Source organism: Enterobacter cloacae complex sp. IR5422 (genome assembly GCF_049238165.1).
Classification (GTDB): Bacteria; Pseudomonadota; Gammaproteobacteria; order Enterobacterales; family Enterobacteriaceae; genus Enterobacter; species Enterobacter roggenkampii.
The window spans coordinates 75,538-102,018 of sequence record NZ_JBMKHT010000004.1; the positions used below are offsets into that span (position 1 = coordinate 75,538).

General features: G+C 54.6%; 27 protein-coding genes, 1 pseudogene and 1 riboswitch. Of the genes and pseudogenes, 12 read left to right on the top strand and 16 right to left on the bottom strand.

Features of this window, described 5'->3' with window-relative positions; genetic code table 11:
- Positions 1 to 135: 135 nt before the first annotated feature.
- From manX to mntP, 5 genes are all read left to right on the top strand, one after another.
- On the top strand, positions 136 to 1,101 hold the full coding sequence (gene manX, locus ACOTXT_RS03395) for a PTS mannose transporter subunit IIAB (RefSeq protein ID WP_008500491.1): 966 nt from the start codon (positions 136 to 138) through the stop codon (positions 1,099 to 1,101).
- A 46-nt stretch (positions 1,102 to 1,147) separates the two neighbouring features.
- Positions 1,148 to 1,948, top strand: a complete 801-nt coding sequence (gene manY / locus ACOTXT_RS03400; protein WP_008500490.1) for a PTS mannose transporter subunit IIC — start codon at positions 1,148 to 1,150, stop codon at positions 1,946 to 1,948.
- Positions 1,949 to 1,960: 12 nt separating this feature from the next.
- Positions 1,961 to 2,812: a PTS mannose transporter subunit IID gene (locus tag ACOTXT_RS03405; protein WP_006810994.1), complete on the top strand. Its 852-nt coding sequence runs from the start codon at positions 1,961 to 1,963 to the stop codon at positions 2,810 to 2,812.
- A gap of 55 nt (positions 2,813 to 2,867) precedes the next feature.
- A complete protein-coding gene (locus ACOTXT_RS03410; protein WP_045335013.1) occupies positions 2,868 to 3,326 on the top strand; it encodes a DUF986 family protein in 459 nt (152 codons plus the stop codon).
- A 198-nt stretch (positions 3,327 to 3,524) separates the two neighbouring features.
- Positions 3,525 to 3,715: riboswitch (yybP-ykoY riboswitch) on the top strand.
- Positions 3,716 to 3,724: 9 nt separating this feature from the next.
- Entirely contained in the window at positions 3,725 to 4,291 is a 567-nt protein-coding gene (gene mntP / locus ACOTXT_RS03415; RefSeq protein ID WP_039266936.1) for a manganese efflux pump MntP, read from the top strand.
- On the opposite strand, the gene rlmA is transcribed toward mntP, so the two are convergent.
- The 7 genes and pseudogenes from rlmA to mgrB form a co-directional block, all read right to left on the bottom strand.
- Entirely contained in the window at positions 4,288 to 5,103 is an 816-nt protein-coding gene (gene rlmA, locus ACOTXT_RS03420) for a 23S rRNA (guanine(745)-N(1))-methyltransferase (protein ID WP_333165237.1), read from the bottom strand. The genes mntP and rlmA overlap by 4 nt on opposite strands.
- Positions 5,104 to 5,168: 65 nt before the next feature.
- Complete coding sequence (gene ftsI, locus ACOTXT_RS03425; RefSeq protein ID WP_045335016.1) at positions 5,169 to 6,887, bottom strand: peptidoglycan glycosyltransferase FtsI; 1,719 nt, start codon at positions 6,885 to 6,887, stop codon at positions 5,169 to 5,171.
- Between the two features lie 219 nt (positions 6,888 to 7,106).
- On the bottom strand, positions 7,107 to 7,316 hold the full coding sequence (cspE, locus tag ACOTXT_RS03430; protein WP_001062678.1) for a transcription antiterminator/RNA stability regulator CspE: 210 nt from the start codon (positions 7,314 to 7,316) through the stop codon (positions 7,107 to 7,109).
- 13 nt (positions 7,317 to 7,329) lie between these two features.
- Positions 7,330 to 7,474 (bottom strand): annotated as a pseudogene (locus ACOTXT_RS03435) (DUF2627 domain-containing protein).
- 524 nt (positions 7,475 to 7,998) lie between these two features.
- Positions 7,999 to 8,988: an MBL fold metallo-hydrolase gene (locus ACOTXT_RS03440; RefSeq protein ID WP_129344706.1), complete on the bottom strand. Its 990-nt coding sequence runs from the start codon at positions 8,986 to 8,988 to the stop codon at positions 7,999 to 8,001.
- 24 nt (positions 8,989 to 9,012) lie between these two features.
- Positions 9,013 to 9,303, bottom strand: coding sequence for a YebO family protein (locus ACOTXT_RS03445; RefSeq protein ID WP_008500484.1), 291 nt, complete (start codon positions 9,301 to 9,303; stop codon positions 9,013 to 9,015).
- Positions 9,304 to 9,377: 74 nt separating this feature from the next.
- On the bottom strand, positions 9,378 to 9,521 hold the full coding sequence (gene mgrB / locus ACOTXT_RS03450; RefSeq protein ID WP_006175995.1) for a PhoP/PhoQ regulator MgrB: 144 nt from the start codon (positions 9,519 to 9,521) through the stop codon (positions 9,378 to 9,380).
- 159 nt (positions 9,522 to 9,680) lie between these two features.
- Here mgrB and ACOTXT_RS03455 point away from each other — a divergent pair, with 159 nt between their 5' ends.
- Complete coding sequence (locus ACOTXT_RS03455; protein ID WP_008500483.1) at positions 9,681 to 9,920, top strand: YobH family protein; 240 nt, start codon at positions 9,681 to 9,683, stop codon at positions 9,918 to 9,920.
- A gap of 66 nt (positions 9,921 to 9,986) precedes the next feature.
- On the opposite strand, the gene kdgR is transcribed toward ACOTXT_RS03455, so the two are convergent.
- Positions 9,987 to 10,778 (bottom strand): DNA-binding transcriptional regulator KdgR, encoded by a 792-nt coding sequence (gene kdgR / locus ACOTXT_RS03460; RefSeq protein WP_021240421.1) that lies wholly within the window; start codon positions 10,776 to 10,778, stop codon positions 9,987 to 9,989.
- 178 nt (positions 10,779 to 10,956) lie between these two features.
- On the opposite strand from kdgR, the gene ACOTXT_RS03465 reads away from it, so the two are divergent.
- The gene (locus tag ACOTXT_RS03465; protein WP_021240422.1) at positions 10,957 to 12,330 is read left to right on the top strand and encodes an MFS transporter; all 1,374 of its coding nucleotides are present in this window, start codon (positions 10,957 to 10,959) and stop codon (positions 12,328 to 12,330) included.
- Between the two features lie 51 nt (positions 12,331 to 12,381).
- Here ACOTXT_RS03465 and htpX read toward each other — a convergent pair whose 3' ends face one another.
- The 4 genes from htpX to ACOTXT_RS03485 form a co-directional block, all read right to left on the bottom strand.
- Complete coding sequence (htpX, locus tag ACOTXT_RS03470) at positions 12,382 to 13,263, bottom strand: protease HtpX (protein ID WP_021240423.1); 882 nt, start codon at positions 13,261 to 13,263, stop codon at positions 12,382 to 12,384.
- Positions 13,264 to 13,456: 193 nt separating this feature from the next.
- Positions 13,457 to 15,505, bottom strand: coding sequence for a carboxy terminal-processing peptidase (gene prc / locus ACOTXT_RS03475; protein WP_021240424.1), 2,049 nt, complete (start codon positions 15,503 to 15,505; stop codon positions 13,457 to 13,459).
- Between the two features lie 19 nt (positions 15,506 to 15,524).
- Positions 15,525 to 16,211 carry an RNA chaperone ProQ gene (proQ, locus tag ACOTXT_RS03480; protein ID WP_333165506.1) on the bottom strand — a complete coding sequence of 229 codons (687 nt, stop codon included), beginning with the start codon at positions 16,209 to 16,211 and terminating at the stop codon, positions 15,525 to 15,527.
- Positions 16,212 to 16,307: 96 nt separating this feature from the next.
- Positions 16,308 to 16,805: a GAF domain-containing protein gene (locus ACOTXT_RS03485; RefSeq protein ID WP_008500476.1), complete on the bottom strand. Its 498-nt coding sequence runs from the start codon at positions 16,803 to 16,805 to the stop codon at positions 16,308 to 16,310.
- Positions 16,806 to 16,937: 132 nt separating this feature from the next.
- Between ACOTXT_RS03485 and yebS the strand changes: the two genes are divergently transcribed.
- The 4 genes from yebS to ACOTXT_RS03505 all read left to right on the top strand — a co-directional run bounded on the left by yebS (position 16,938) and on the right by ACOTXT_RS03505 (position 22,689).
- Complete coding sequence (gene yebS, locus ACOTXT_RS03490; protein ID WP_047074160.1) at positions 16,938 to 18,221, top strand: membrane integrity lipid transport subunit YebS; 1,284 nt, start codon at positions 16,938 to 16,940, stop codon at positions 18,219 to 18,221.
- Positions 18,190 to 20,823, top strand: coding sequence for a PqiB family protein (locus ACOTXT_RS03495; protein ID WP_023325508.1), 2,634 nt, complete (start codon positions 18,190 to 18,192; stop codon positions 20,821 to 20,823). The genes yebS and ACOTXT_RS03495 overlap by 32 nt, the downstream gene beginning before the upstream one ends.
- A gap of 77 nt (positions 20,824 to 20,900) precedes the next feature.
- Positions 20,901 to 22,343 (top strand): 16S rRNA (cytosine(1407)-C(5))-methyltransferase RsmF, encoded by a 1,443-nt coding sequence (gene rsmF / locus ACOTXT_RS03500; protein WP_333165511.1) that lies wholly within the window; start codon positions 20,901 to 20,903, stop codon positions 22,341 to 22,343.
- 106 nt (positions 22,344 to 22,449) lie between these two features.
- Positions 22,450 to 22,689, top strand: coding sequence for a YebV family protein (locus tag ACOTXT_RS03505; protein ID WP_008500472.1), 240 nt, complete (start codon positions 22,450 to 22,452; stop codon positions 22,687 to 22,689).
- Positions 22,690 to 22,723: 34 nt separating this feature from the next.
- Here the strand turns inward: ACOTXT_RS03505 and pphA are convergent, their stop codons facing one another.
- Positions 22,724 to 23,368, bottom strand: a complete 645-nt coding sequence (pphA, locus tag ACOTXT_RS03510; protein WP_095442391.1) for a protein-serine/threonine phosphatase — start codon at positions 23,366 to 23,368, stop codon at positions 22,724 to 22,726.
- A 166-nt stretch (positions 23,369 to 23,534) separates the two neighbouring features.
- Here pphA and ACOTXT_RS03515 point away from each other — a divergent pair, with 166 nt between their 5' ends.
- On the top strand, positions 23,535 to 24,476 hold the full coding sequence (locus ACOTXT_RS03515; RefSeq protein ID WP_021240429.1) for a VirK/YbjX family protein: 942 nt from the start codon (positions 23,535 to 23,537) through the stop codon (positions 24,474 to 24,476).
- A gap of 405 nt (positions 24,477 to 24,881) precedes the next feature.
- Here the strand turns inward: ACOTXT_RS03515 and ACOTXT_RS03520 are convergent, their stop codons facing one another.
- Genes ACOTXT_RS03520 through yobA form a run of 3 tightly spaced genes read right to left on the bottom strand, consistent with a single transcriptional unit; the run spans position 24,882 to position 26,479 of the window.
- Positions 24,882 to 25,220 carry a YebY family protein gene (locus ACOTXT_RS03520; RefSeq protein WP_032652385.1) on the bottom strand — a complete coding sequence of 113 codons (339 nt, stop codon included), beginning with the start codon at positions 25,218 to 25,220 and terminating at the stop codon, positions 24,882 to 24,884.
- A 16-nt stretch (positions 25,221 to 25,236) separates the two neighbouring features.
- Positions 25,237 to 26,106, bottom strand: a complete 870-nt coding sequence (gene copD, locus ACOTXT_RS03525) for a copper homeostasis membrane protein CopD (protein WP_333165516.1) — start codon at positions 26,104 to 26,106, stop codon at positions 25,237 to 25,239.
- A gap of 1 nt (position 26,107) precedes the next feature.
- Positions 26,108 to 26,479: a CopC domain-containing protein YobA gene (yobA, locus tag ACOTXT_RS03530; RefSeq protein ID WP_069598484.1), complete on the bottom strand. Its 372-nt coding sequence runs from the start codon at positions 26,477 to 26,479 to the stop codon at positions 26,108 to 26,110.
- Positions 26,480 to 26,481 lie beyond the last annotated feature (2 nt).

Sequence of the window (26,481 nt, forward strand, 5' to 3'; positions counted from 1 at the left end):
TTCACTATCTAAAATAATTCGCGGAAGTCTTAGTTTTTGAACTCTAACCCTTATCTGAATCGATTCGGTTCGCCAATACGATTCTCAGTACGACTGCCCGGCAGGCGTATTAATGATAATAAAAGGAGGTAGCAAGTGACCATTGCTATTGTCATAGGCACACATGGTTGGGCTGCTGAGCAGCTACTCAAAACGGCAGAGATGCTGTTGGGCGAGCAGGAAAACGTCGGCTGGATCGATTTCGTTCCCGGTGAAAACGCCGAGACGCTGATTGAGAAGTACAACGCTCAACTCGCGAAGCTGGATACCAGCAAGGGCGTGCTGTTTCTCGTTGATACATGGGGCGGCAGCCCGTTCAATGCTGCCAGCCGCATTGTCGTCGATAAAGAGCACTATGAAGTTGTCGCCGGGGTCAATATCCCCATGCTGGTGGAAACCTTCATGGCGCGCGACGACAATCCGTCTTTCGACGAGCTGGTGGCCCTGGCCGTTGAAACGGGCCGTGAAGGGGTGAAAGCCCTGAAAGCACAGCCGGTGGAAAAACCTGCCCCTGCGCCCGCAGCGGCACCGAAAGCGGCAGCGCCGGCAAAACCGATGGGTCCGAATGATTACATGGTGATTGGCCTTGCGCGTATTGATGACCGCCTCATCCACGGTCAGGTTGCCACGCGCTGGACCAAAGAGACCAACGTTCAACGCATTATCGTGGTCAGCGACGAAGTGGCCGCCGACACCGTTCGTAAAACCCTTCTGACTCAGGTTGCTCCGCCTGGCGTTACCGCGCACGTCGTGGATGTCGCCAAGATGATCCGCGTTTACAACAACCCGAAATATGCGGGCGAACGCGTAATGCTTCTGTTCACTAACCCGACAGACGTTGAGCGCATTGTTGAAGGCGGCGTGAAAATCACCTCCGTTAACATTGGTGGTATGGCCTTCCGTCAGGGCAAAACGCAGGTCAACAACGCCATTTCAGTTGATGCGAAAGATATCGAGGCATTCAACAAGCTGAATGCGCGCGGTATTGAGCTGGAAGCCCGTAAGGTTTCCACGGATCAAAAACTGAAAATGATGGATTTGATCGGCAAAGTTGGGAAATAAGCCCGCGCCGGTTCTCACATAAAGTTTATGTAATAGGAGAAGTGCAATGGAGATTACCACTCTTCAGATTGTACTGGTGTTCGTCGTCGCATGTATTGCGGGTATGGAATCCGTACTTGATGAATTTCAGTTCCACCGCCCTCTGGTGGCCTGTACGCTGATTGGGGCCGTTCTGGGTGACATGAAAACCGGTATCATCATCGGTGGTACCCTGGAAATGATCGCCCTGGGCTGGATGAACATCGGTGCGGCAGTTGCGCCTGATGCCGCGCTGGCCTCTATCATTTCGACCGTTCTGGTTATTGCCGGTCACCAGAGTATTGGTGCAGGTATCGCCCTGGCGATCCCGCTGGCAGCCGCAGGCCAGGTTCTGACCATCATTGTTCGTACTATCACCGTAGCCTTCCAGCACGCAGCGGATAAGGCCGCCGAAAACGGCAACCTCACGGCACTGTCGTGGATCCACGTTTCTTCCCTGTTCCTGCAGGCGATGCGTATCGCGATCCCGGCGGTTATCGTTGCGATCTCCGTCGGTACCAGTGAAGTCCAGAGCATGCTGAACGCCATTCCTGAAGTGGTCACCGGCGGTCTGAACATCGCGGGCGGCATGATCGTGGTCGTTGGTTATGCGATGGTCATCAACATGATGCGCGCAGGCTACCTGATGCCGTTCTTCTACCTCGGCTTCGTGACCGCGGCATTCACCAACTTCAACCTGGTTGCACTGGGTGTGATTGGTGCGGTAATGGCGATTCTCTACATCCAGCTCAGCCCGAAATATAACCGCGTCGCGGGTGCCCCAGCGCAGGCTGCTGGTAACAACGATCTCGATAACGAACTGGACTAACAGGTGAGCGACATGGTTGATATGACAAAAACTACCACCGAGAAAAAACTCACTCCGGGTGATATTCGTGGCGTGTTCATCCGTTCTAACCTGTTTCAGGGTTCATGGAACTTCGAACGTATGCAGGCGCTGGGTTTCTGCTTCTCCATGGTACCGGCGATCAAACGCCTGTATCCGGAAAATAACGAAGCGCGCCGTCAGGCCATCAAGCGTCACCTGGAATTCTTTAACACCCATCCTTACGTTGCGGCGCCCGTTCTGGGCGTAACGCTGGCGATGGAAGAGCAGCGTGCGAACGGCGCAGAGATTGACGACGGTGCCATCAACGGTATCAAAGTCGGCCTGATGGGCCCGTTGGCTGGCGTCGGTGACCCGATCTTCTGGGGTACCGTGCGTCCGGTCTTCGCCGCACTGGGCGCCGGTATCGCGATGAGCGGCAGCCTGCTTGGCCCTCTGCTGTTCTTCATCCTGTTCAACGCCGTGCGTCTGCTGACCCGTTACTACGGCGTGGCCTACGGCTACCGTAAAGGGGTGGACATCGTTAAGGACATGGGCGGCGGCTTCCTGCAGAAACTGACTGAGGGGGCGTCAATCCTCGGCCTGTTTGTCATGGGGGCACTGGTTAACAAGTGGACGCACGTGAACATCCCGCTGGTGGTATCGACCATCACCGGACAGGATGGTCAGACCCGCGTCACCACCGTACAGACGATTCTGGACCAGCTGATGCCGGGCCTGGTCCCGCTGCTGTTGACCTTCGCCTGTATGTGGCTGCTGCGTAAGAAAGTGAACCCGCTGTGGATTATCGTTGGCTTCTTCGTCATCGGTATCGCGGGTTACGCCGTCGGCCTGCTGGGTCTGTAAGTATCAATGCTATAGGCCGGGGGCTTGCCCCCGGTTTTTTTTATCTGGAGGATGAATGACTGCCACGGACATCGTACTGGTTTTATTTATTATTGCCCTTCTGGCTTATGCGATCTATGACGAGTTCATCATGCCGCGCCGTCACGGCGAGACGCTGCTCTCCCTTCCCCTGCTACGACGCGGGCGCGTGGATGCCTTTATCTTCGTGGGCCTCATCGCCATTCTTATTTACAATAACGTCACCAGCCATGGTGCATTATTAACCACATGGTTATTATGTGCGCTGGCATTAATGGCGATTTATCTGTTCTGGATCCGCACGCCGAAAATCATTTTTAAATCCCACGGATTCTTCTTCGCCAATGTATGGATAGAATATAACCGTATTAAAGAAATGAATTTATCCGAGGACGGCGTGCTGGTGATGCAATTAGAACAACGCCGCCTGCTTATTCGGGTGAAGAATATTGATGACCTGGAAAAGATATACAATTTACTTGTTAAAACTCAATGACTTAGCCATATAGCAATGGCTATAACTTGTGTTTATTTTGCGCAAGCAATATAGCCAAAGCTATATCCCCACCGCTAATTTGAACGCTATTTGTTAACGATATTTTCACGATTAAAGACAAATGAAAATCGTTATCAACAAACGATTTAAATAATGCCTTTTCATTGTTGTTTTATATTCTCAAAATATGTTAAGGTTGCGCCCGTCGTTGGGGAGTAGCCGATTTCCTGTTCGCAGGAAATGTACGTGTCAACATACTCGTTGAAAAACGTGGCACGTACGGATCGCTTACCGCATGTCTTATGTGCGTTGCGATCAGGCGAGACCATAGATACATCAACTGCTTTTTACTGGGGGCAGTGATGTGTCATATGGATATCCCCGGTCTGGACGCTGTTATGAATATCTCCGCTACGATCCTTCTCGCTTTTGGCATGTCCATGGACGCATTCGCTGCTTCCATCGGGAAAGGCGCCACGCTACACAAACCTAAATTCTCAGAAGCCCTGCGTACCGGCCTGATTTTCGGCGCTATCGAAACGCTGACTCCGCTTCTCGGCTGGGGACTCGGCATGCTCGCCAGCCAGTTCGTGCTGGAGTGGAACCACTGGATTGCCTTCGTCCTGCTGGTGTTTCTCGGTGGCCGAATGGTCATTGAAGGTTTTCGCGGCGGCGATGATGAAAACGAGGAGCCGCAGCACCGCCACGGCTTCTGGCTGCTGGTCACCACGGCCATTGCCACCAGCCTTGATGCGATGGCCGTCGGCGTCGGTCTGGCATTTTTGCAGGTCAATATTATCGCCACCGCGCTGGCTATTGGCTGTGCAACCCTGATTATGTCCACGCTGGGCATGATGGTCGGACGGTTTATCGGCCCGCTGCTGGGTAAACGCGCCGAGATCCTCGGGGGGATTGTGCTGATTGGCATTGGTGCCCAGATCCTCTGGGCACACTTCGCCGGTTAATCTTCGCGCTGCCAGACGTGGATGCTGAAGTCCGTCTGGCAGCGAAATGTTGAGTGTGCCGCTAACGTTTCCCATACCTCAGGTTTTGCCCGCCACGCGAACGGCGTCATCTGCAATAACGCGACGGCCTCTTCCCCTTTCAGCATCATTTCGTACGCCACCGATTCCGCCTGCTTCAGGGTAAAACCGGCCAGCTGTTCAGAATGAGGGGCATGGAGACGCACTTCGTCGTAGATCAGCCCTTTCAGCTCCATCAGATGACGCGGACCTGGCGTCACGGTGACCACCCATCCGCCCGGTTTCACGACGCGCGCCAGCTCCTCCGCCTTACACGGCGCGTAGATGCGGATAACCGCGTTCATGCTGGCATCGTCAAACGGCAGCCGGTGGCTGGACGCCACGCAGAACGTCACGTCGGTATAACGTTTTGCCGCCGCGCGAATGGCCACTTTCGACACGTCCAGACCGAATGTCTGTGCGCCCTTCTCACGAGCAACCTCCGCAAACCGTGCGGTGTAGTACCCTTCCCCACAGCCGATATCGAGCATGGCGGTGGCGGAAGCAGGCAGAATGTCATTCAGCCTCTGCGCGACGGTCTCCCGCAGCGGCAGATAGTGCCCGGCATCGAGAAACGCGCGGCGCGCCCGCATCATCTCTGCACTGTCGCCAGGATCGCGCGAGCGCTTATGCTGCACCGGCAGAAGATTCACGTAGCCTTCTTTTGCCTGGTCAAACTGATGCCCCTGCGGACAGGTATAACGTTTATCTGAGTAGGTCAGGGGGGCGTGACAAAGGGGACAGCTGAAGGACATGGCTACTCCGGAGCATAATCAAAGGGCGAAGTGTACCGCTATTCGCCCCTGTTATAAACGCCCGGTTAGCGCATGACGATAAGGTGTTCGGACCCCGCCGGTAATCCGTCAGGTTTGATATTCTCCAGACGCAGCACGTTACCCATAATCTCGCTGAAGACAGGCGCGGAGACGGCACCGCCGTAGTAGGCCCCGTTTTGCGGATCGTTAATCACCACCACCAGCGCAAAACGCGGATTGCTGGCAGGCGCAACGCCTGCGGTGTAGGCGACGTATTTATCGACATACTTCCCGCTATCGTCAATTTTCTTCGCCGTACCGGTTTTCACCGCCACCCGGTAATCACGTACGGCAGCCTTAACGCCTCCGCCGCCCGGCAGCGCAACGCTCTCCATCATGTGTTCCACCTCGTGCGCAATCTCTTCCGGCATGACGCGGTGCCCGATAACGGGGGGATCGATGCGGGTGATGGAGAGAGGACGCTCAAGCCCGAACCCGCCAATCGTGGCGTAGACGTGGGCCAGCTGGAGCGGCGTGACCATCAGCCCGTAGCCGAAGGCAAAGGTCGCGCGATCGAGCTGGCTCCAGTATTTACGCTGTGGCAACAGCCCCGAGCTTTCCCCCGTTAAGCCAAGCCCCGTATTGGTGCCAAAACCAAAGTTTCGATAGGTATCAATAAGGTGCTGAACGGGCATCGCCAGAGAAAGCCGGGAAACGCCAGTGTCGCTCGATTTTTGCAGGATCCCGGTCATCGTCAGCTCAGGGTAATAGCCCACGTCGCGAATGCGATGCCCGTCAAGGGTATACGGATGGGTATCAATCACGCTGTCCGGCTGGACCAGGCCCTGCTGCAGGGCCGTCATCAGCACCAGCGGCTTGACGGTCGAACCGGGTTCGAACGTATCGCTGATCGCGCGGTTGCGGAAATCATTTATCGTCGCGCCTTCCCGATTATTGGGATTGAAATCCGGATAGCTCGCCATCGCGAGTATTTCCCCGGTTGGGATATTAATTAATACCGATGCCCCCGACTCGGCCTTGTTCCAGGCCACGGCATTGTCGAGCGCATCTTCGGTGATGGTTTGCAGCCGCTCGTCAATACTTAACTGAATGTTATGCGCCGGTGAGGGCGCGATTTCTGTCAGGTTTTCAACCACGCGCCCGTAGCGATCTTCCCTTACCTGACGCACGCCCGGCTTGCCGGTGAGTTGGGCGTTGAAGCTCTTTTCCACTCCTTCAATGCCCTGCCCGTCAATATTGGTGAAACCAATCAGGTTCGCTGCCACATGGCCAGCAGGATAAAAACGGCGGGACTCGTCGCGTAAATTGATGCCGGGCAGATTCAGTTTATCGATCCACTTTGCCTGTGCCGGATCGACCTGGCGGGCAAGGTAAATAAAACGCCCCTGCGGGTTGGCGTTGATGCGTGCCGAGAGCGTGCCGAGGGAGAGATGCAGCGCGCTGGCCAGCGCCTGCCAGCGCTCATCAAGGCTGACGCCCCCTTTTGCCAGCACCGTCTTAGGATCGGCCCAGACGGCCTGGACAGGCACGCTCACCGCCAGAGGGCGGCCCTCGCGATCCATTATCATGCCGCGCGGCGCATCAATCGCCAGCTGGCGGAGGGATCGCATATCTTCCTGCTTCACCAGATTGTCAGGCTTAATGATTTGCAGCCAGGCAACGCGGCCCAGCAGAAAAGCCAGACTACAAAAAATAGCTAAACAGAGCAGCACAAAACGCGCCGGCGTGAAATTTCCGACGGTCGCTATCGATTTCTTCTTCACCTGAACCCCAGGACTGTAAAACAACGCACTGATTTAACGGGAAAAGATGGGTTTAGGGTGGCAAAACAGTGCTACTAACCTCGCAGCTTTGCAACAAGTTACTAACAAGACCGTGGATGGTAATATTTTGAAAGATAAGGGACATAAAAAAGCCCCGCGACAGGCGAGGCTTTATGTCTGAGAGTGAAGTGCCGGGCACTTCAGTCAGCAGCGGTTCGATCAGATAGCAGTTACGTTAACTGCAGCTGGGCCTTTCTGGCCGTCCTGAATTTCGAACTCAACGTTCTGGCCTTCAGCCAGAGTTTTGAAGCCGTTACCCTGGATTGCAGAGAAGTGTACGAACACGTCTTTGCTGCCGTCAGCAGGAGTAATGAAACCAAAACCTTTAGACTCGTTGAACCACTTAACTTGACCTTTAATCTTTGCCATTTTGCAAAATTCCTTAGAGTGTTTTCTTAGCCCGCAGGCATTAACTGAGATAAAACTGAGACATTACTGCATGAGGCACTAATATAAGGTTCGGCAGAGAAGCGGTATTCAACGACAACGTGTTTACTCAGGACTTCTTTACTGAAAATGCCACACATAAACAGAACTGTACCTCGTTTGACCCAAAACGTGTTATCACACACTATGTTTAATATGGCAAGCCATTTTTAAACATGTCTCGATCCGCCGCACAAATTCGAACAGTGCCTGTCAGGTTTTGCACAATTATGCGCATCGCGTACAGACAGCCCTGCTGCGTAACAAAGACCCAGCATTGCTTGCACAACCGCTGTAATCTAAGACTTTTTTAACATAGCTCATTCATTACGAACCGTCCAGCAACCAGGAAAAGAAATCTTTCGTCCTGATTGAGTTAGAACAATTTGTGAAAAGTTATGCTTAAATCATTGTAACGCGACCAAATTGTTTCAGAGAAAAACACTGTTAAAAACCCGCTTCCATCTGTATTAAAATGCACCAGCGAATAAACAGCGTTATGCACCAAAATAATGAAATTTTTATGACTCTGCATCAAAAGAAGGCAAGCAAAACGTTTCGATAAAAATAAAACATTCCCAGGCGCGTTTACATCAAGAATATATGCAACAATTTATCGCTTCGTTTAGAAGGATAAATATTCACCAATTTTCAGTATCCTGAAAGAATGATTAACTGGTGCTAAATTATCGAGCGTGTCAGTTAACTCCTGCACAGGTTCATCTAAAGCTTCATCTGCCAGTTCAAACACGCCCCAGTGAATGGGAAACGCCAGAGGGCAACCCAACTGCTGCCACAATGCCACCGCTGATTGCGGATCCATATGATGAACAGCCATGAACCATCGTGGGGCATAGGCACCAATCGGCAACGCGGCGGCATCTATCTGGCCCAGGCGTTCAGGAATCAACAACAGCTCAGGCGAATAGCCGGTATCACCGCTGAACCAGAAACGGTGATGCCGTCCTTCCATCACCCAGCCACACCATAAGGAACGATTGCGGTTCCATGGCGTGCGCATGCTCCAGTGCTGTGCCGGCACGGCGGTCAGCGTCATCCCCTGCCAGGTGAAACTCTGCCACCAGTCGAGTTCGACCACGCGTTTTGCTCCCCGGCGACGAAACCAGTCGGCCAGGCCCAACGGAACGAAACAACAGACGTCGGGAAAGCGCTTGAGGATTCTGCGAATGGTTGCGTCATCAAGATGATCGTAATGATTATGGGAGATGACAACCGCATCAAGCTGATGAAGTTGCTCGACAGACAGTACGGGAGGCGTTTTGCGCTGGGGTCCCAGGAAAGGCAGCGGAGAAGCACGTCGTGAAAACACCGGATCGGTAAGGATGATATTGCCGTCCAGCTGCAGCAACACGCTCGCGTGTCCGAGCCACCACACCCCATCTTCATGAGATTGCGCCAGCTCAACGGGTTGCCACCACTGGCGGATGAAATCGTCATAACCCAGCGCGGGCGGCTTCGGTAAACCGGCCTCTTTGCGCGCTTTACGCCAACGGTCAAGGTCACCGGGTTGATGTCCGACAGGAAGGGTATTACGAAAACCGTTCGGGGTATGATGTTTCAGGGAGGGGTCATACCAGGGATTTTTCCAGACCACAGCCACCTCCCAGGACAAAAAAGATTAACGCTCAGCCACCAGGCGGATAAAGTCGTCTTCGTCTTTGTTATCTTCAGCGACCGCGTCTTTCGGCGCGTCTTTCTCTTCCGGTTCGTTAGCCTCGCAAAGACGGCGTAGCAATGCATTCTGGCGTTTTTGCTGATCGAGCAGCGCTTCCAGCAGTTCGATCTGCTCATTTGTACGCGAACTGGCCCGATTCACGAAAAACCAGATGACCAGCCCCACAAGCAGAACCACCAAAGAAATCATCAGGGATGCCATATTCAGCAACCCTGAATTCAGTAACTCACCCATTTCACCACCTCAATAAAAACGTCTATTTTACCACTGGCGTGAAGGAAGGAAATCACGTTGAGAAAAAATGTGTATTACCACGGAATAAATTTGTTGATTGCGCAAACGCCGCTAAAAAACTGTACATCCTGATCGCACATCACATTGATCGTCTGCGTCCATAACACCACGCACGCTATCAGTACGATAATCAGAATTACCCAGCGTATTTTTTTCACTCCACACTCCGTCTAAGGACCTGATGTAACGAGATTATCACGCTTATCTTAAACAAGGGCTAACTGCGCCTCCATCGCGGTTTTTAAGAATGCTGCACTTGTTTCATTGCGTAAACACGTTACGCTAGCATTACGATAACAACGATAAAAGAGGTAATAATGCGATTCATCATTCGAACAATTATTGCACTGGCCCTTGTCTGGATTGGCCTTCTGTTAACGGGCTATGGTGTGCTTGTGGGGAGCACAGAAAACGCAGCCGGGTTAGGCATTCAGTGTAAATACCTAACCGCACAAGGAATGAGCACCGCCCAGTATCTGCATACTGACAGTGGGATCATTGGCTTAACCCAATGTCCTGTACTGCGTAAAACATCCGTCGTGATTGATAACGGCTAATCAGCCGGGTTCATGAGGCATAAAAAACGCCGCATCAGATGCGGCGTTTTTTCATTTCAGCAGGGATTAAAACGGGTAGTCGTGATAGCCCATCTGTTCAGAAATTTTACGTGCGGCAGTGTGCAGAATAGTCACATACTCATGCAGACGCTCTTCGGAGAAGCGTAAGGTTGGGAAAGAGATACTTAAGCCCGCAATCACCACCCCAAAGCGGTCAAATACCGGGACGCCGATACAGCGCAGCCCCTCTTCCTGCTCTTCGTTATCTTCGCCATACCCTTGCTCGCGCACGCGGTCGAGCACCGTCAGCAGCGCTTCCGTACTGGTAATGGTTCGTTCCGTGCTGCGCTTGTATTCCACGCCGTCGAGGATCTGCTCCACTTCCTCGCGATCGCGCCACGCCAGCAGAACCTTACCAATCGCGGTACTGTAGAGCGGGTTGCGGCGACCAATGCGCGAATACATGCGCAGATTGTACATGGAGTCGATTTTATGGATGTAAACGATGCTGTCTTCATCCAGCGCACCGAGATGAATGGTCTCTTTGGTCAGGCGAGAGATTTCACGCATCTGAATGTCCGCGCTGCGGATCAGGTCAACATTTTGTAGCGCACGCGCACCTAATTCAAACAGCTTCAGCGTCAGAGAATATTTTTCAGATTCGCCTTCCTGCGCAACGTAACCCAATGATTTCATGGTTTGCAAAAAGCGATAAACGGTGCTTTTTGACATCATCACGCGCTGTGACAGCTCTGTAATACCTATTTCACGCTCTTCTCCAAGCGCCTGTAAGATGCCAAACACCTTCAGCACGGAAGAAACAGAATCTGGTTGTTTATCCAAATCCGCAATAGCCATTTACCACCTCATAGCGAGTGTTTTATAAAAATCAGAACTGGTTTTTATTATAAGTTCCCGTCATGTCAGCTGCAATCAATCCGCGTTTACTTCGTTACAAATCTGCGACATATCGCGGCTGTAACAATGCTAAAATAGTTACCCTGAGAATAATTTCACGCTGAGCTTTTTACTCCTGATGGACAAGAATCTTTCCGATGGCCTGCCATTACCCCAGCGGTATGGCGCAATAGCGACCATCATTATCGGTATCTCCATGGCCGTCCTTGACGGCGCGATTGCCAACGTTGCCCTGCCAACCATCGCCAGCGACCTGCATGCCTCACCCGCCAGTTCGATTTGGATTGTTAACGCCTACCAGATTGCGATTGTGGTTTCACTGCTCTCGTTCTCTTTCCTGGGCGATATGTTCGGCTATCGCCGGGTGTATCAGTGTGGCCTGGTGGTTTTCACGTTTACCTCCCTGTTCTGCGCCCTTTCGGATTCATTGCATACCCTGACGCTTGCGCGTATTGCGCAGGGTTTTGGCGGCGCGGCGCTCATGAGCGTAAACACGGCGCTGATCCGCTTGATTTATCCCCAGCGCCATCTGGGGCGCGGGATGGGGATAAACTCGTTTATTGTGGCCGTCTCTTCAGCCGCCGGGCCAACCATTGCGGCGGCGATCCTTTCCGTCGCGTCATGGCAATGGCTGTTCGCCATTAACGTGCCGCTGGGTATCGTCGCTATCTTCTTTGCCCTGCGCTTTCTTCCCGCTAACGGCCCCAAAAGCAGCATGCCGCGCTTCGACGTGGCGAGCGCGGTGATGAATGCCCTGACCTTCGGCCTGCTGATTACGGCGCTGAGCGGCTTTGCGCAGGGACAATCGCTGATGCTTACCGGCGCTGAGCTCATCGCCCTGCTGGCGATCGGCTTCTTCTTTGTTCGCCGCCAGCTCACCCTCCCCGCGCCTTTGCTGCCCGTTGATCTGCTGCGTATTCCTCTCTTTTCACTCTCCATTTGCACGTCCGTCTGCTCGTTTTGCGCCCAGATGCTGGCTCTGGTCTCTCTGCCCTTCTTTCTGCAGAGCGTGGTAGGCCGGTCAGAAGTGGAGACCGGACTGCTGCTCACCCCCTGGCCGCTGGCGACCATGGTGATGGCCCCTCTGGCAGGGTACTTAATTGAACGCGTTCACGCCGGTTTACTCGGGGCGCTGGGGCTGGCGGTAATGGCGACAGGCCTTTTCGCACTGGCATTGCTGCCCTCGTCGCCTTCCGATCTGGACATCATCTGGCGCATGATCCTCTGCGGCGCGGGGTTTGGGCTGTTCCAGTCCCCCAATAACCACACCATTATCACCTCAGCACCGCGCCATCGTAGCGGAGGGGCCAGCGGCATGTTGGGAACCGCGCGTCTGCTTGGGCAAAGCACCGGTGCGGCGCTGGTCGCCCTGATGTTTAACCTCGCAGGCCAGAACGGCAACCATGTTGCCCTCCTCACCGCCGGTGTACTTGCCACCCTCGCGGCTATCGTCAGCGGCCTGCGGGTGACCCAGCCCAGGGTTCAGGCATAAAAAAAAGCCGGGCGGAGTGTTCTCCTGCCCGGCTTATTGTGTTTTGTTGCGTTACTTCAGGTATTCCCCACTGCGCAGCGCTTCAATACGTTTATCCAGCGGCGGGTGAGACATAAACAGCTCGCTCAGCGATTTGGATTTACCGTTAATGCAGAAGGCCATCATGCTGTTCGCTTCCTGCGGCTCGTAGGAGGTTTTCAGACGCTGCAGCGCGGCAATCATCTTCTCGCGACCAACCAGCTTCGCAGAACCGGCATCCGCGTGGAATTCACGGTGGCGGGAGAACCACATCGTGATGATGCTCGCCAGAATACCGAATACCAGTTCCAGCACCATCGACACGGCAAAATAGATCAGCGGGTTGCCGTTGCTCTCTTCGCCTTCGTCACGGTTGCCGCCCATGAAGCCAGCGGCAATCTGCGCCAGAATGCGGGAGATAAAGATCACGAAGGTGTTTACCACGCCCTGAATCAGGGTCATGGTCACCATGTCACCGTTTGCGATATGGCTGATTTCGTGGGCGATAACCGCTTCGGCTTCGTCACGGCTCATGTTCTGCAGCAGTCCGGTGCTAACAGCGACCAGTGACGCATCGCGGCGGGCACCCGTGGCGAACGCGTTGATGTCCGGAGCATGGTAAATGGCCACCTGCGGCATGGTGATCCCGGCCTGACGGGACTGCTGAGCCACCGTATTCATCAGCCACTGTTCCATATCGTTACGCGGCTGTTCAATAACCTCACCCCCTACCGATTTCAATGCCATCCACTTCGACATCAGCAGGGAGATGAACGAGCCACCAAAACCAAACAGCAGCGCCATAATCAACAGACCCTGAACGCTGCTCGACTGAATTCCTGTCAGGCTTAGCACGAGCCCGAAAACCACCATCACCGCAAGGTTGGTGAGCAGGAAGAGCGCGATTCGCATCATAATTTTCTTTTTACCTCAGTTTAACAAAACGCACTATGCGATTACCCACATCGTATGGGTATTGCGGCTATTTTCAAGCATCCTGAGGGCGTAAGTCACCAGAAAGACACAACTTTACACAATTGAAAATCTGGCTGACGGAAGGATAAAGTACAAAAAGAAACAGGCACAATCTCTTGTGCCTGTTGGGAGGTTATTTTGCCGGAGCGGGCTGTACGGCAGGTTTCTCTTTTTCCTGATTTGCCAGGTCGAGAGCGATATGCACCGTCTCGTCGAGATACGGATCCGGCTCCTGGTAATCTTTTGGCAGATCGTCCAGTTTCTTGAGCAGAGGTTTACCTTCACGCTTGAAGCGATCGTTGACACGCGCCAGGCGGGTTGCATCGTCTTCGTTGTTCTCTTTTTCACGCTGAGCGTAGTTCAGAGAAACGATATTCCGCTTATCTTTCAGGGCATTGAATCGGGCAATATCCTTCAGGATGTACTGGAACTCCGGATCTTTCGCGATGCGGTCGTTATGCGCCTTCAGCAGCTCAGGGCCAAATTGCGTCATATCACCCGCTTTCACGTAGGTCGCGGCATTGATGCTGTCCCACGGCAACGCGTTATCTTCAAACTTCTCGCCAGTTTCCGTCTCCTGGGTGCCTGTCGGCATGATGATGTCCGGCGTGACACCCTTACGCTGCGTACTGCCGCCGTTTACGCGGTAGAATTTCTGAATGGTGTACTGAACCGAGCCCAGTGCAGGCCATTCCGGACGCAGCATTTGATCGTAAATCCGATTCAGAGAGCGATACTGCTGAACGGTGCCTTTCCCGAAGGTTGGCTCACCGACGATCAGCGCGCGGCCGTAGTCCTGCATGGCAGCGGCAAAGATCTCAGACGCGGAAGCGCTGAAGCGGTCAACCAGAACCACCAGCGGGCCTTTGTAGTAGACCACACCGTCATTGTCCGCATCTTCACGCACTTTACCGTTGTTATCGCGCACCTGAACCACCGGGCCAGATGGGATGAACAGGCCAGAGAGTGAAACCGCTTCCGTCAGCGCCCCGCCGCCGTTACTGCGCAGGTCGATGATGATGCTGCTGACGTTCTGCTTTTCAAGTTTCTGCAGCTGAACTTTCACATCGTCAGTCAACCCGACGTAGAAGCCAGGAATATCCAGGACACCCACCTTCTCTTTACCCACGGTTTTCACCGACATTTTCACCGCGCGATCTTCCAGACGGATACGCTCACGGGTCAGGGTAACGATACGGGTTTTGGTACCTTTTCCGGCTGGCAGAATTTCCAGACGAACCTTGCTGCCCTTCGGACCTTTGATCAGCGCAACCACGTCATCAAGACGCCAGCCGATCACATCGACCATGTTCTGGCCGGTTTGCCCCACACCCACAATGCGATCGCCTACGCTAATGGCTTTGCTTTTGGATGCCGGGCCACCCGCGACCATCGAATTGATCACCGTATAATCATCGTCCATCTGCAGCACCGCGCCGATACCTTCCAGAGACAGGCTCATTTCGGTATTAAACTGCTCGGTGTTGCGAGGTGAGAGATAGTTGGTGTGCGGATCAATTTCGTGCGCAAAGGCCGTCATGGCCAGTGAGAAAACATCCTCACTGTTGGTCTGTGCCAGGCGACGAATGGCAAATTTGTAACGACGCGTCAGCGTGTCACGGATCTCTTTTTCGTCTTTGCCGGTGAGCTTAAGGCTCAGCTCGTCGTATTTCACTTTGCCGTCCCACAGCGCATTCAGCTCGGCTTCATCTTTTGGCCAGGGCGCTTTGCTGCGGTCCAGATTGAAGGTGTCGTTGCCGGTGAAGTCCATCGGACGTTCCAGCACTTTCAGCGCGTACTGATAGCGTTCGAAGCGGCGCTTTTGCGACAGGTTGTAGAGATCGTAGAAGAGATCCAGCTTGCCTGAACGCAACTCGTCACCCACCTCGGATTTCCGCTTAGCGAACTGCTCGACATCGCTGGCGAGCAAAACGTTATGGCTGTAATCCAGCAAGTTCAGATAGCGGTCAAAGATTTTGGCCGAAAAGGCCTGATCGAGATCGAACTGACGATAGTGCGAACGGGTGAAACGTGAGGTCACGCGCTCGCTCACCGTCGCGTGCTGCGTCTCTTCCTTGAGTACCGGAATTTGATCAACACGCGTGATATCGTCCACTGCAAAGGCGTGACCTGTTATAGCAAACAGGCCCGCCAGCGCGGTGAGCTTAAAAAAAGTGTTCATGCCAGGCTTGGCCTCCGTTTCAGAACAACAAGTGTTCTGCGCGTACAATCATTGACATACCAGAAGTCAGCTGTACACGAACGCCATCTTTGGTGATTTCCAGTACGATGGCGTCCATAGCATTGTTACCCGCTTTTACCTTCAGTGCCTGACCCACGCTCAGGGCGTTGATGTCAGAAACCGGCGTATGGCGCGGCTCTTCACGAGGCGCACGCGGGGCTTTTGCTGCTGGTTTGTCTGCACGCGGTTTGCGATCGTTATTATCGTGACGACGCGGCGCAGGGCGTGGTTTACGCTCACGACGAGGCGCTTCTTCCTGGCCGTTTGCCGCGGCGGCTTCGCGTTTTTTCGCTTGCTGTTCTGCACGTTGTGCCTGAACGCGTGCTTTGGCTTCTTCCAGCTGCTTGCGCGCGTGCTCAACGTGCTGCTCGTCCAGCTCACCGCAAGGGTTGCCGTCGAGATCCACGCGGGTCGCGCCAGGTTTGATACCGTACAGGTAACGCCAGCTCGAAGTATAAAGACGTAAGGCGGAACGCAGCTGAGTTTTGCTGAGGTTCATTTCCCCTTCAACACGCGCCACCAGATCCTGAAAAATACCGACTTTCAGGGGACGAGCTTCGCCTTCCGCGCTGAAGCACTGCGGGAAACGCTCGGCCAGAAATGCGATAACTTCTTTACTGCTATTCAACTTAGGTTGATTTTCCATGAAATTTCCTGATTACAACGGACGTTGCCAACAAGCGCAGGCATGAACAGGCGTCATTATAATGACGCTATCAGTAAATGCTACGTTATCCGTTGATTATCCTGCGACGCTCGCAAAGAATTTTTGATAATCGGTTGCTGCGAGTACGTTTTCCAGATTCGCCACCAGCTCGCGCAGCCCCTGTTCGTCCTCGGTTGTAAAGCGACTGAAGACCGTACTGTCGATGTCCAGAACGCCAATAATCTGATTTTTGACCACCAGCGGCAGAACGATTTCAGAATTACTGGCGGCATCACAGGCGATGTGCCCGTCAAACGCATGAACGTCTTCCACACGCTGGACCTGATTCTCGGCCACCGCCGTGCCGCATACGCCACGCCCTACCGGAATACGCACGCAGGCCAGTTTGCCCTGGAACGGACCGAGCACCAGCGTTTCACCTTCCAGAAGGTAAAAGCCAGCCCAGTTCACGTCAGAGAGACGTTCAAACAGCAATGCGCTAGTATTTGCCAGAGTGGCTAAGAAGCTGGTCTCACCCGCCATCAATGCCTTAAAATCGCGGTTCAGATCCGCGTAGAATTCTGTTTTGTTCATTATTCAATCACTTAGTTGTCTTACAAAATTACCGCATAGCCTATTAAAATAAGCATTAAATGCGCTCATGCTCAAGATGAATCCGTTCATGAGTTATTATAACTTTCAACAATACTTATTTGTGCGCAGCTGATGGCCTTAAAAACAACCAAAATTACGCCGACGAGAAAGATAACTGTCCATACGGTAAGCGAAGCTTTGCCTCGTGCACATTATCAGCGTTGCCCCCAGTGCGATACGCTTTTTATGTTGCCGAAGATGAAATCGCACCAAAGTGCCTTCTGCCCCCGCTGTGACGCCAAAATTCGCGATGGCCGCGACTGGTCGTTGACCCGCCTCGCCGCCATGGCCGTTACCATGCTGCTGCTGATGCCCTTCGCCTGGAGTGAGCCGCTGCTAAAACTCTACCTGCTCGGCGTGCGCATTGACGCCAACGTGCTGCAGGGCATCTGGCAGATGACCCGTCAGGGCGATCCCATCACCGCCGCGATGGTGCTGTTCTGCACCGTCGGCGCCCCCCTGGTGCTGGTTGCCGCCATTGCCTATCTCTGGTTTGGCAACATTCTTGGCATGAACCTTCGCCCGGTGCTGCTGATGCTGGACAAGCTCAAAGAGTGGGTGATGCTGGATATTTATCTGGTGGGCGTGGGGGTTGCGTCAATAAAGGTGCAGGACTACGCCTTTTTGCAGCCCGGCGTCGGACTCTTTGCCTTCATCTGTCTGGTATTGCTGAGCATCCTGACGCTGATCCACCTGAACGTTGAGCAGCTCTGGGAGCGATTCTACCCTCAGCGCCCCGCCACGCGTCCCGATGAAAATCTGCGCGTCTGTCTGGGTTGCCACTATACCGGGTTACCCGACGCGCGCGGACGCTGCCCACGGTGCCACATTCCGTTGAGACTGCGGCGCAATAACAGCCTGCAAAAATGCTGGGCGGCGCTGATAGCCTCCCTGGTGTTCCTGATCCCCGCCAATATGCTGCCGATTTCCATCATTTACGTGAATGGTGGACGTCAGGAGGATACTATCCTCTCCGGGATTATCTCCCTTGCGCACAGCAATGTCGGGGTGGCGGCAATCGTCTTTATTGCCAGTATCCTGGTTCCCTTTACCAAAGTGGTGGTGATGATTACCCTGCTCATCAGCATTCACTTAAAGTGTGAACAAGGTTTACGGACCCGCATTTTGCTTCTGCGATTCGTCACCTGGATTGGCCGCTGGTCAATGTTAGATCTGTTCGTGATTTCGCTGATGATGTCGCTCATCAATCGCGATCAGTTACTTGCTTTTACAATGGGACCCGCGGCTTTTTATTTCGGCTCTGCGGTGATATTGACTATTCTTGCTGTGGAATGGCTGGATAGCCGCTTACTTTGGGATGCACATGAGTCAGGAAACCCCCGCTTCGCCGACTGAAGCGAGAATTAAAACAAAACGCCGCATTTCGCCATTCTGGTTGCTGCCCGTCATCGCCCTGATGATTGCAGGCTGGCTTATCTGGACAAGCTATGAGGATCGCGGCAGTACCGTCACCATTGATTTCCAGACCGCCGACGGCATCGTCGCCGGGCGAACCCCCGTACGCTTCCAGGGGGTTGAAGTGGGTACGGTTCAGGATATCTCCCTTGGAAAAGGGCTGAACAAGATTCAGGTGCGGGTCAGCATTAAATCTGACATGCAGGATGCCCTGCGCAGCGAAACGCAGTTCTGGCTGGTGACGCCAAAAGCCTCGCTGGCCGGTGTTTCCGGTCTGGATGCGCTCGTCGGCGGTAACTATATCGGCATGATGCCCGGCAAAGGTGAGCCGCAGGATCACTTTGTTGCTCTGGATACGCAGCCCAAATACCGCCTCAATAACGGCGATTTGATGATTCATCTCCAGGCGCCGGACCTCGGTTCCCTGAACAGCGGCTCCCTGGTCTATTTCCGTAAGATCCCGGTTGGCCGCGTGTACGACTACGCGATTAACCCGAATAAACAGGGCGTCACGATTGATGTGCTGATCGAGCGCCGCTTCACCAATCTGGTGAAAAAGGGCAGCCGCTTCTGGAACGTGTCCGGCGTGGATGCCGACCTTAGCCTGAGCGGTGCAAAAGTGAAGCTGGAGAGTCTGGCCGCACTGGTGAACGGCGCCATCGCCTTTGACTCCCCGGAAAACTCAAGCCCTGCCACGGCTGATGACACGTTCGGATTGTACGCCGATCTGGCGCACAGCCAGCGCGGCGTGATCGTCAAACTCGCCCTTCCCGATGCTAAAGGACTAAAAGCGGGTTCAACGCCGCTGATGTATCAGGGTCTGCAGGTCGGCCAGCTCACCAAAATGACGCTCAACCCGGGCGGATCGGTCACCGGCGAAATGACGGTCGATCCGAGCGTGGTCGATCTCCTGCGCGAGAAAACGCGCATCGAAATGCGCAGTCCAAAGATCTCCCTGAACGATACCAGCCTCAGCACGCTGCTGACCGGCAATACCTTTGAGCTGATCCCCGGGGAAGGTCAGCCCAGCAATAGCTTCGTGATTGCCCCGGCGGATAAAGCCCTGCTGCAAAAGCCGGGCGTCGTGACGGTTACGCTCAATGCGCCAGAAAGCTATGGCATTGAAGCCGGTCAGCCGTTGATTTTACACGGCGTGCAGGTGGGACAGGTGCTGGAGCGGAAGCTCTCCGCGGATGGGGTGCAATTCTCCGTCGCCATCGATCCGCAATACAGAGACCTGGTACATGGCGACAGTAAATTCGTGGTGAACAGTCGCGTCGACGTGAAGGTAGGTCTGGACGGCGTGGAGTTTCTCGGCGCCAGCGCCAGCGAATGGGTGAACGGCGGCATCCGTATTTTGCCGGGGGATAAAGGCCCCGTGCGCGACAGCTACCCGCTGTATGCCAACCTTGAGAAAGCGATTGAAAACAGCCTGAGCGATCTTCCTACCACCACGCTGACGTTAAGCGCCGAGACCCTGCCGGACGTTCAGGCGGGCTCCGTGGTGCTGTATCGCAAGTTTGAAGTCGGGGAAGTGATCACCGTTCGCCCGCGTGCCGACGCCTTTGATATCGAACTGCACATCAAGCCGGAGTACCGCAAGCTGCTGACGCCGAACAGCGTCTTCTGGGCTGAAGGCGGCGCGAAAGTGCAGCTGAACGGTAACGGACTGACCGTACAGGCCTCTCCGCTGTCACGCGCGCTGCGCGGGGCGATTAGCTTCGATAACCTCAGCGGAGCGGGCGCGAACCTGCGTAAAGGCGATAAGCGAATTCTCTTCCCGTCCGAGACCGCCGCACGCGCCGTGGGCGGGCAGATTACCCTGCACGCGTTTGACGCCGGCAAGCTGGCGGAAGGCATGCCCATCCGCTACCTGGGCATTGATATCGGGCAGATCCAGAAGCTGACGCTGATCACCTCGCGCAACGAGGTGCAGGCTACCGCCGTGCTCTACCCGGAATATGTGCAGACCTTTGCGCGCGCGGGTTCGCGCTTCTCGGTGGTGACACCGCAGATCTCGGCCGCAGGCGTTGAGCATCTCGACACCATTTTGCAGCCGTACATCAACGTGGAGCCCGGCCAGGGCAATGCCCGTCGTGATTTCGAGCTGCAGGAAGCCACGATTACCGACTCGCGCTACCTTGGTGGCCTGAGCATCGTGGTGGAAGTGCCGGAAGCCGGCTCGCTGAGCATCGGCACGCCGGTGCTGTTCCGCGGCATTGAGGTCGGTACGGTCACGGGCCTGACGCTCGGGACCCTCTCCGACCGCGTGATGGTGGCGCTACGCATCAGCGAACGCTACCAGCACCTGGTGCGTAATAACTCGGTGTTCTGGCTGGCATCCGGCTACTCGCTGGACTTCGGCCTGACGGGAGGCGTGGTGAAAACCGGGACCTTCAACCAGTTCATTCGCGGTGGTATTGCGTTTGCCACACCGCCGGGGACGCCGCTGGCGCCGAAAGCGCAGCCGGGTAAACATTTCCTGCTGCTCGAAAGCGAACCGAAAGAGTGGCGCGAATGGGGAACCGCCCTGCCGCGTTAATCTCCAAGGCTCCGGTGTCAACGCACCGGAGCCTTTATGTTACACTGCGCACCTGAACTTTTCCCTGTGGTGTGCCCGTGGCTCAAAACTCCGTATTTCTTCCTGAACAATTCCTGGCGCAGATGCGCGAGGCGCTTCCTTCTCACCTGTCGTTAGACGATTTTATCGCCGCCTGCCAGCGCCCGTTACGCCGCAGTATTCGCGTCAACACGCTGAAAATCAGCGTCGAGGATTTTCTGGCGCTGGTCGCGCCCTACAGCTGGCAGCTTACGCCGGTACCGTGGTGCGCTGAGGGGTTCTGGATCGAGCGCGATGACGAAGACGCCGTGCCGTTGGGAAGCACCGCTGAACATCTGAGCGGCCTGTTCTATATCCAGGAAGCCAGCTCAATGCTGCCGGTGGCTGCTCTGTTTGCAGAGGGCAATGCGCCTGAACGCGTAATGGATGTGGCCGCGGCGCCTGGCTCAAAAACCACGCAGATTGCCGCCCGTATGGGTAACCGGGGAGCGATCCTCGCCAACGAGTTTTCCGCGAGCCGCGTGAAGGTATTGCATGCCAACATCAGCCGCTGCGGTATTCATAACGTTGCCCTGACGCACTTCGACGGCCGCGTGTTTGGCGCCGCCCTGCCGGAAGCCTTCGACGCCATTCTGCTGGACGCTCCCTGCTCCGGCGAAGGGGTGGTGCGTAAAGATCCCGATGCGTTAAAGAACTGGTCCGTGGAAAGCAACATTGAGATCGCCGCCACGCAGCGGGAGCTGATCGAGAGCGCATTCCATGCCCTTCGCCCAGGCGGCACGCTGGTCTATTCAACGTGCACCTTAAACCGCGATGAAAACGAAGACGTCTGCCTGTGGCTGAAAGCGCAATACCCGGATGCGGTCGAATTCCTGCCGCTTAACGATCTGTTTGTCTCAGCACAGGAGGCGATTACGCCGGAGGGTTTCCTCCACGTATTCCCGCAGATTTACGACTGCGAAGGCTTCTTTGTGGCACGTCTGCGTAAAACGCAGGCGGTTGCTCCCCTGCCCGCCCCCAAATTCAAGGTCGGCAACTTCCCGTTTGCCCCCCTCAAAGGTCGCGATGCAGCACAGCTTGTCGCCGCCGCCGAAAAAATTGGCCTGGTCTGGGATGAGAGCCTGCACCTCTGGATCCGTGATAAAGAGGTATGGCTGTTCCCGGCTGAGATCGAACCGCTCATCGGAAAGGTCCGTTTTTCCCGAATCGGGATCCGCCTGGCGGAAGTGCATAATAAAGGCTATCGCTGGCAGCATGAGGCCGTCATCGCCCTTGCCGGGCACGAGATTGCCTTTGCCCTGACGCATCAGGAAGCCGAAGAGTGGTACCGTGGTCGCGATGTCTATCCTGACAGCACGCCATCAGGCGATGAAGTGATCGTGACGTATCAGGGATACCCGCTCGGGCTGGCAAAAAAAGTCGGTTCACGACTGAAAAACAGCTATCCGCGCGAGCTGGTCCGGGATGGACGACTGTTTACCGGTAACGATCGCACGGCCTGAAAAAAAGCGCATTTTTTTACTGGCGATTTTGCTCTCCTTGTCTACGATCAAAAACGGGTGGCCGTACTGGTCATACCAGATTTTGACAACCGACCCGGAGAGCACTATGACGAAAACCAGCGTGCGTATTGGCGCTTTTGAGATCGACGACGCAGAACTGCGCGGCGAAGCGCAAGGCGATCGAACGTTAAGTATTCCCTGCAAATCCGACCCGGATTTGTGCATGCAGCTCGATGCATGGGATGCAGACACCAGCGTCCCGGCAATACTTGATGGCGAACATTCTGTTCTTTACCGTGAGCATTACGATAGTAAAACCGATGCCTGGGTCATGCGTCTTGCCTGACCTAAAGAGAACCCGCCCGAAGGCGGGTTATTTATTACTGCAGCTGCGCCAGCGTAAAGTAACCGTCAAATACGGCGCCCGTATCAATGTAGTGGAGATTGTCAAAATCATACCTTCTGTCGACGGGCGTATGTCCGAACCAGAAATGATCCGCACCGCGGATGCCCTGCCCTTTACCCACCATAAACCCCATCAACCGATCGCGATCCCATAAAACGCGCTGGGCGCTCACCGGTTTTTGCCAGCGGTATTCCGCTGCCGGATAATCCGCATGGGCAATCACGTTCAGACCGTTCGCACAGGTTATCTCGATGATATGCGGTAAATCGTGACAGGCCTCAAGCAACGACAGCGCAAGCTGTTGCTGGTCCCGTACAAGTTGCCTGAACCATATTCCGCCATTCATCGTCCAGAGTGAAAAATCGTTATTATCCAGACTGTCGAGCGCCATTTGCTCATGGTTGCCCCGGACGGCACGAAACCATTTTTCATTGATAAGCTGTAATGATTTAACGCTGTCCGGACCGCGATCGATCATATCCCCAACGGAAATAAGCAAATCCTCATACGGATTAAAATGACGGCGTTTAAGCTCATCCATAAGCCGCTGATAACAGCCATGTATATCGCTGACCACCCAGACGTGACGCCACATTCCACCTTCAATTCGCTGATACATAGCCCCTCCTTTTAACAGTATAGCCGCCACAGAAAGGGCAACAGCCGGGCGTGGTCCTCACGAAGTGAAACAAACGGTAAACCAAACAGAAATAAAGATCCTCGCGCTATTAATCCCTTTTTCCTGGCTCTTTAGAATAAGGGTATAAGAAAAGAGAGGTCTTCACGTGTCTAATACGCACCTGCATAACGATGTTTTCTATCCGCATCGCACAAATATTATTTCTGAGCTGGTGAACGGCAAACGCGTCCCGGGGCCGATCTGGCGCAAGCGCGAATATCGCCTGAAGTTCCTGTTACGTTCGCTGGTGTTCTGGTCTTCTACCCATCGCATGCTGGAGGCGCTTTCTGGTCGCGACGATTTCGACAGACTGCTGGCCTCTCAAATTACATTGCCGAGCAAAACCCACCGGCAGTACCTGATGCGCGGTTTGACGGCTAACGATCGCGCCGACGCGATCGTTAGCCATTATTACTGGATTGATAGCCTGAAAGAGAGCGGCCTCGCCCTGGCACTGACCAGCCCACAGGAGAAGCCCGTTGCGCAGTTCCATGCAAAAGACGGTGTTATCTATACGGTTAATGCGTCCTCTGCAGGGAAAGCCGAGCGTGAAGGCGAAAGCACGCTTTGGCTTCGCGACAACGAGGATACGCTGCTGGCCAGCCTGACCTTTAGCGTCGCGCGCAGCAATGGGCAACAGGTCATGGTCATCGGTGGGCTTCAGGGCCCCCGCCGCAGCGTAACGCGTGACGTTATTAAACAGGCCACCCGCGCCTGCCACGGTTTGTTCCCTAAGCGCGTGTTGATGGAAGTGCTTTTCCAGCTGGCTGCACAGTCCTCCGTCCGGGCGATTTTTGCCGTCAGCGATGAGGGCCACGTATTCCGTGCGCTGCGCTATCGCCTCAGCAAAGGCCGCCATTTCCACGCCAGCTATGATGAATTTTGGGCCTCTCTGGACGGTAAAAAGCTCTCAGCCTTCTGCTGGCAGCTGCCGCTACAGATGGCGCGTAAATCGCTTGAAGAGATTGCCAGTAAAAAACGCGCTGAATACCGCCGTCGCTTTGAGCTGCTTGATGAAATTGAGGCGTCGGTTAAGTCGCACTTTTAGACCCCGCACGCGCTTTCTTGAATTGCACACGAAAATTTAACAAAACAGGCAAAAAGGGCTGGACTACAGCATGCCGTAGTGTGTTATGTTTTAACCAGACGTACAGGACGTGCGCTGCAGAAGTGAGACAACAAAAGGATTAGTCTTTTACTTTCATGCAGATAAAAAGAGACCGAATACGATTCCTGTATTCGGTCCAGGGAAATGGCTCTTGGGAGAGAGCCGTGCGCTAAAAGTTGGCATTAATGCAGGCTAAGTCGCCTTGCCTTTTAAGAATAGATGACGACGCCAGGTTTTCCAGTCCACAGCTAAAGCGGTCGGAAAAAAAGCGCCAGAGCATCATAAAATGTGAAAAACCGCAGTGCTTTCGCAAGCATCTGCGGTTTTTTATTGGAAACCTGAACGTTAGCAGAGCTTATCGGCGCGCTCGATAAACGGGGCCAGGCTCATTTTCTGTCCCGGATTCTCCGGGTCATCGATCTGAATGATGCTAATCGGCTGGCCGCTGCTCTTTCCGCTGGCCACCTGCTGCTCGGCGGTTTCATTTAACGGGTATTGCACCAGCGTGCTCGGGTTGATGGCATACAGCGCATGGCCCGGACGGCAGGTCAGCATCACCTCTTCGCGGTTGAACGCCCATTTATCCTTACCCACTTCAAAACGGCTGACGGTGATAACCTGCGGTGCGGCAAACGCGCTCCCCGTGCAGGCCAGCAATATGAGAGAAAGTACTGTCTTTTTCATATGATATTTAACCTTGTCAGAAGGGTTCCCAGGTGGCGAACAGACTGACCGTTGCCAGTACCAGCGCCCCCAGCACCACTTCTGCCTGTGTCATCCTGATAAAAATCTGTTGTGCTCGCCCGGTCTCCGGACGAAACCGTGGCACCAGAAAATACCGATTTGCCAGCGCAATTACCACCATCAACGCCACCAGCGCACATTTGAACAACAAAAACTGCACGTAGTCAGCCTGCCAGGGAATATGGACGCCCAGTATCATGAGCGCATTGATTGCTCCGCTGAGCAGCGCGCCCGCGACCGCATAATGGCCCACGCGCGAGAAGCGCATCATGGTATAGATGGCGGCATTCTGCCAGCGCCCGTTCGCCAGACGCATGCAGAACAGCAGGGGCAGTAATCCGCCAAGCCATGTAGCAGCACAGATCAGGTGAAAAGCGTGATTAAGGCGCTGCAGCGCCCCCATCGGACCGTCGTTCATCGCCGCGTGCCCTACCCCCGCCAGCAGGATAAGCTGCCCCATGGCGAGCAGCAGCAGCCGCGAACCCTTCAGCGGCGCGAGCCATGCTGCAGCGACCGTCATCGCAGCGAGAATCATTTGCCACAGCCAGACGCCGCCAAACTGTGTCCTCATTACGCCGGACCAGACCTGTGGGGCAAATACATCGCCCCAACCGTTACCCATCTGCCCGCCCTGAAGCATAAACATCAGGAGTGCAGCCGCCAGGCTCATAAAAGCCGCCACTTTCTGCTGCAGCTGGAAACGTCGGCACATCAGCCGCTGGAGAGAGGAAGGCGCAAACCAGACGCTGTAAAGCGCGTTGCCAAAAATCAGCATCAGCGCCCCGAAATGGATAAAGCGCAACCCGATATAACACAGCGCCAGCATGCTATTTCACGCTAAAGTGATAGCTACCTTTGGTTTTATGACCGTCTACAGAGACGACATGCCACTCTACCTGGTACGTCCCTGGCGTCAGCGTTTGGTCCAGCGGAACGGTGAGCTGCGCCTTGTTCTTTTCGTCGCGCGTGGCGGTTCCCGTTTTGATGACCTGCTTTTGCGCATCCGTCACCACCACACCGCTAAATCCCGGTTCGATGCCTTCTGAAAAATTCAGCGTAAGTGCCTGCGGAGCGCTCACCACGCTGTCCGCTGCCGGGATCGGCTGCTTAAGGTGCGCATGCGCCAGCACGGAGGGGGTCATCATTGTAGAGGCCAGAAAAACCAGTGCGCATACCGCGCGGGAAGCGGAGAAACCCATCG

Coding starts and splice junctions, on each gene's coding strand:
- kdgR (WP_021240421.1), bottom strand. CDS start 10,778: ATGGCTATTGCGGATTTGGATAAACAACCAGATTCTGTTTCTTCCGTG.
- prc (WP_021240424.1), bottom strand. CDS start 15,505: ATGAACACTTTTTTTAAGCTCACCGCGCTGGCGGGCCTGTTTGCTATA.
- ACOTXT_RS03485 (WP_008500476.1), bottom strand. CDS start 16,805: ATGAACAAAACAGAATTCTACGCGGATCTGAACCGCGATTTTAAGGCA.
- ACOTXT_RS03445 (WP_008500484.1), bottom strand. CDS start 9,303: ATGGGTGAGTTACTGAATTCAGGGTTGCTGAATATGGCATCCCTGATG.
- ACOTXT_RS03405 (WP_006810994.1), top strand. CDS start 1,961: ATGGTTGATATGACAAAAACTACCACCGAGAAAAAACTCACTCCGGGT.
- mntP (WP_039266936.1), top strand. CDS start 3,725: ATGAATATCTCCGCTACGATCCTTCTCGCTTTTGGCATGTCCATGGAC.
- copD (WP_333165516.1), bottom strand. CDS start 26,106: ATGCTGGCGCTGTGTTATATCGGGTTGCGCTTTATCCATTTCGGGGCG.
- proQ (WP_333165506.1), bottom strand. CDS start 16,211: ATGGAAAATCAACCTAAGTTGAATAGCAGTAAAGAAGTTATCGCATTT.
- manY (WP_008500490.1), top strand. CDS start 1,148: ATGGAGATTACCACTCTTCAGATTGTACTGGTGTTCGTCGTCGCATGT.
- ACOTXT_RS03465 (WP_021240422.1), top strand. CDS start 10,957: ATGGACAAGAATCTTTCCGATGGCCTGCCATTACCCCAGCGGTATGGC.
- ACOTXT_RS03520 (WP_032652385.1), bottom strand. CDS start 25,220: ATGAAAAAGACAGTACTTTCTCTCATATTGCTGGCCTGCACGGGGAGC.
- cspE (WP_001062678.1), bottom strand. CDS start 7,316: ATGGCAAAGATTAAAGGTCAAGTTAAGTGGTTCAACGAGTCTAAAGGT.
- ACOTXT_RS03505 (WP_008500472.1), top strand. CDS start 22,450: ATGACGAAAACCAGCGTGCGTATTGGCGCTTTTGAGATCGACGACGCA.
- pphA (WP_095442391.1), bottom strand. CDS start 23,368: ATGTATCAGCGAATTGAAGGTGGAATGTGGCGTCACGTCTGGGTGGTC.
- htpX (WP_021240423.1), bottom strand. CDS start 13,263: ATGATGCGAATCGCGCTCTTCCTGCTCACCAACCTTGCGGTGATGGTG.
- ACOTXT_RS03495 (WP_023325508.1), top strand. CDS start 18,190: ATGAGTCAGGAAACCCCCGCTTCGCCGACTGAAGCGAGAATTAAAACA.
- yobA (WP_069598484.1), bottom strand. CDS start 26,479: ATGGGTTTCTCCGCTTCCCGCGCGGTATGCGCACTGGTTTTTCTGGCC.
- yebS (WP_047074160.1), top strand. CDS start 16,938: ATGGCCTTAAAAACAACCAAAATTACGCCGACGAGAAAGATAACTGTC.
- rlmA (WP_333165237.1), bottom strand. CDS start 5,103: ATGTCCTTCAGCTGTCCCCTTTGTCACGCCCCCCTGACCTACTCAGAT.
- ACOTXT_RS03410 (WP_045335013.1), top strand. CDS start 2,868: ATGACTGCCACGGACATCGTACTGGTTTTATTTATTATTGCCCTTCTG.
- ACOTXT_RS03455 (WP_008500483.1), top strand. CDS start 9,681: ATGCGATTCATCATTCGAACAATTATTGCACTGGCCCTTGTCTGGATT.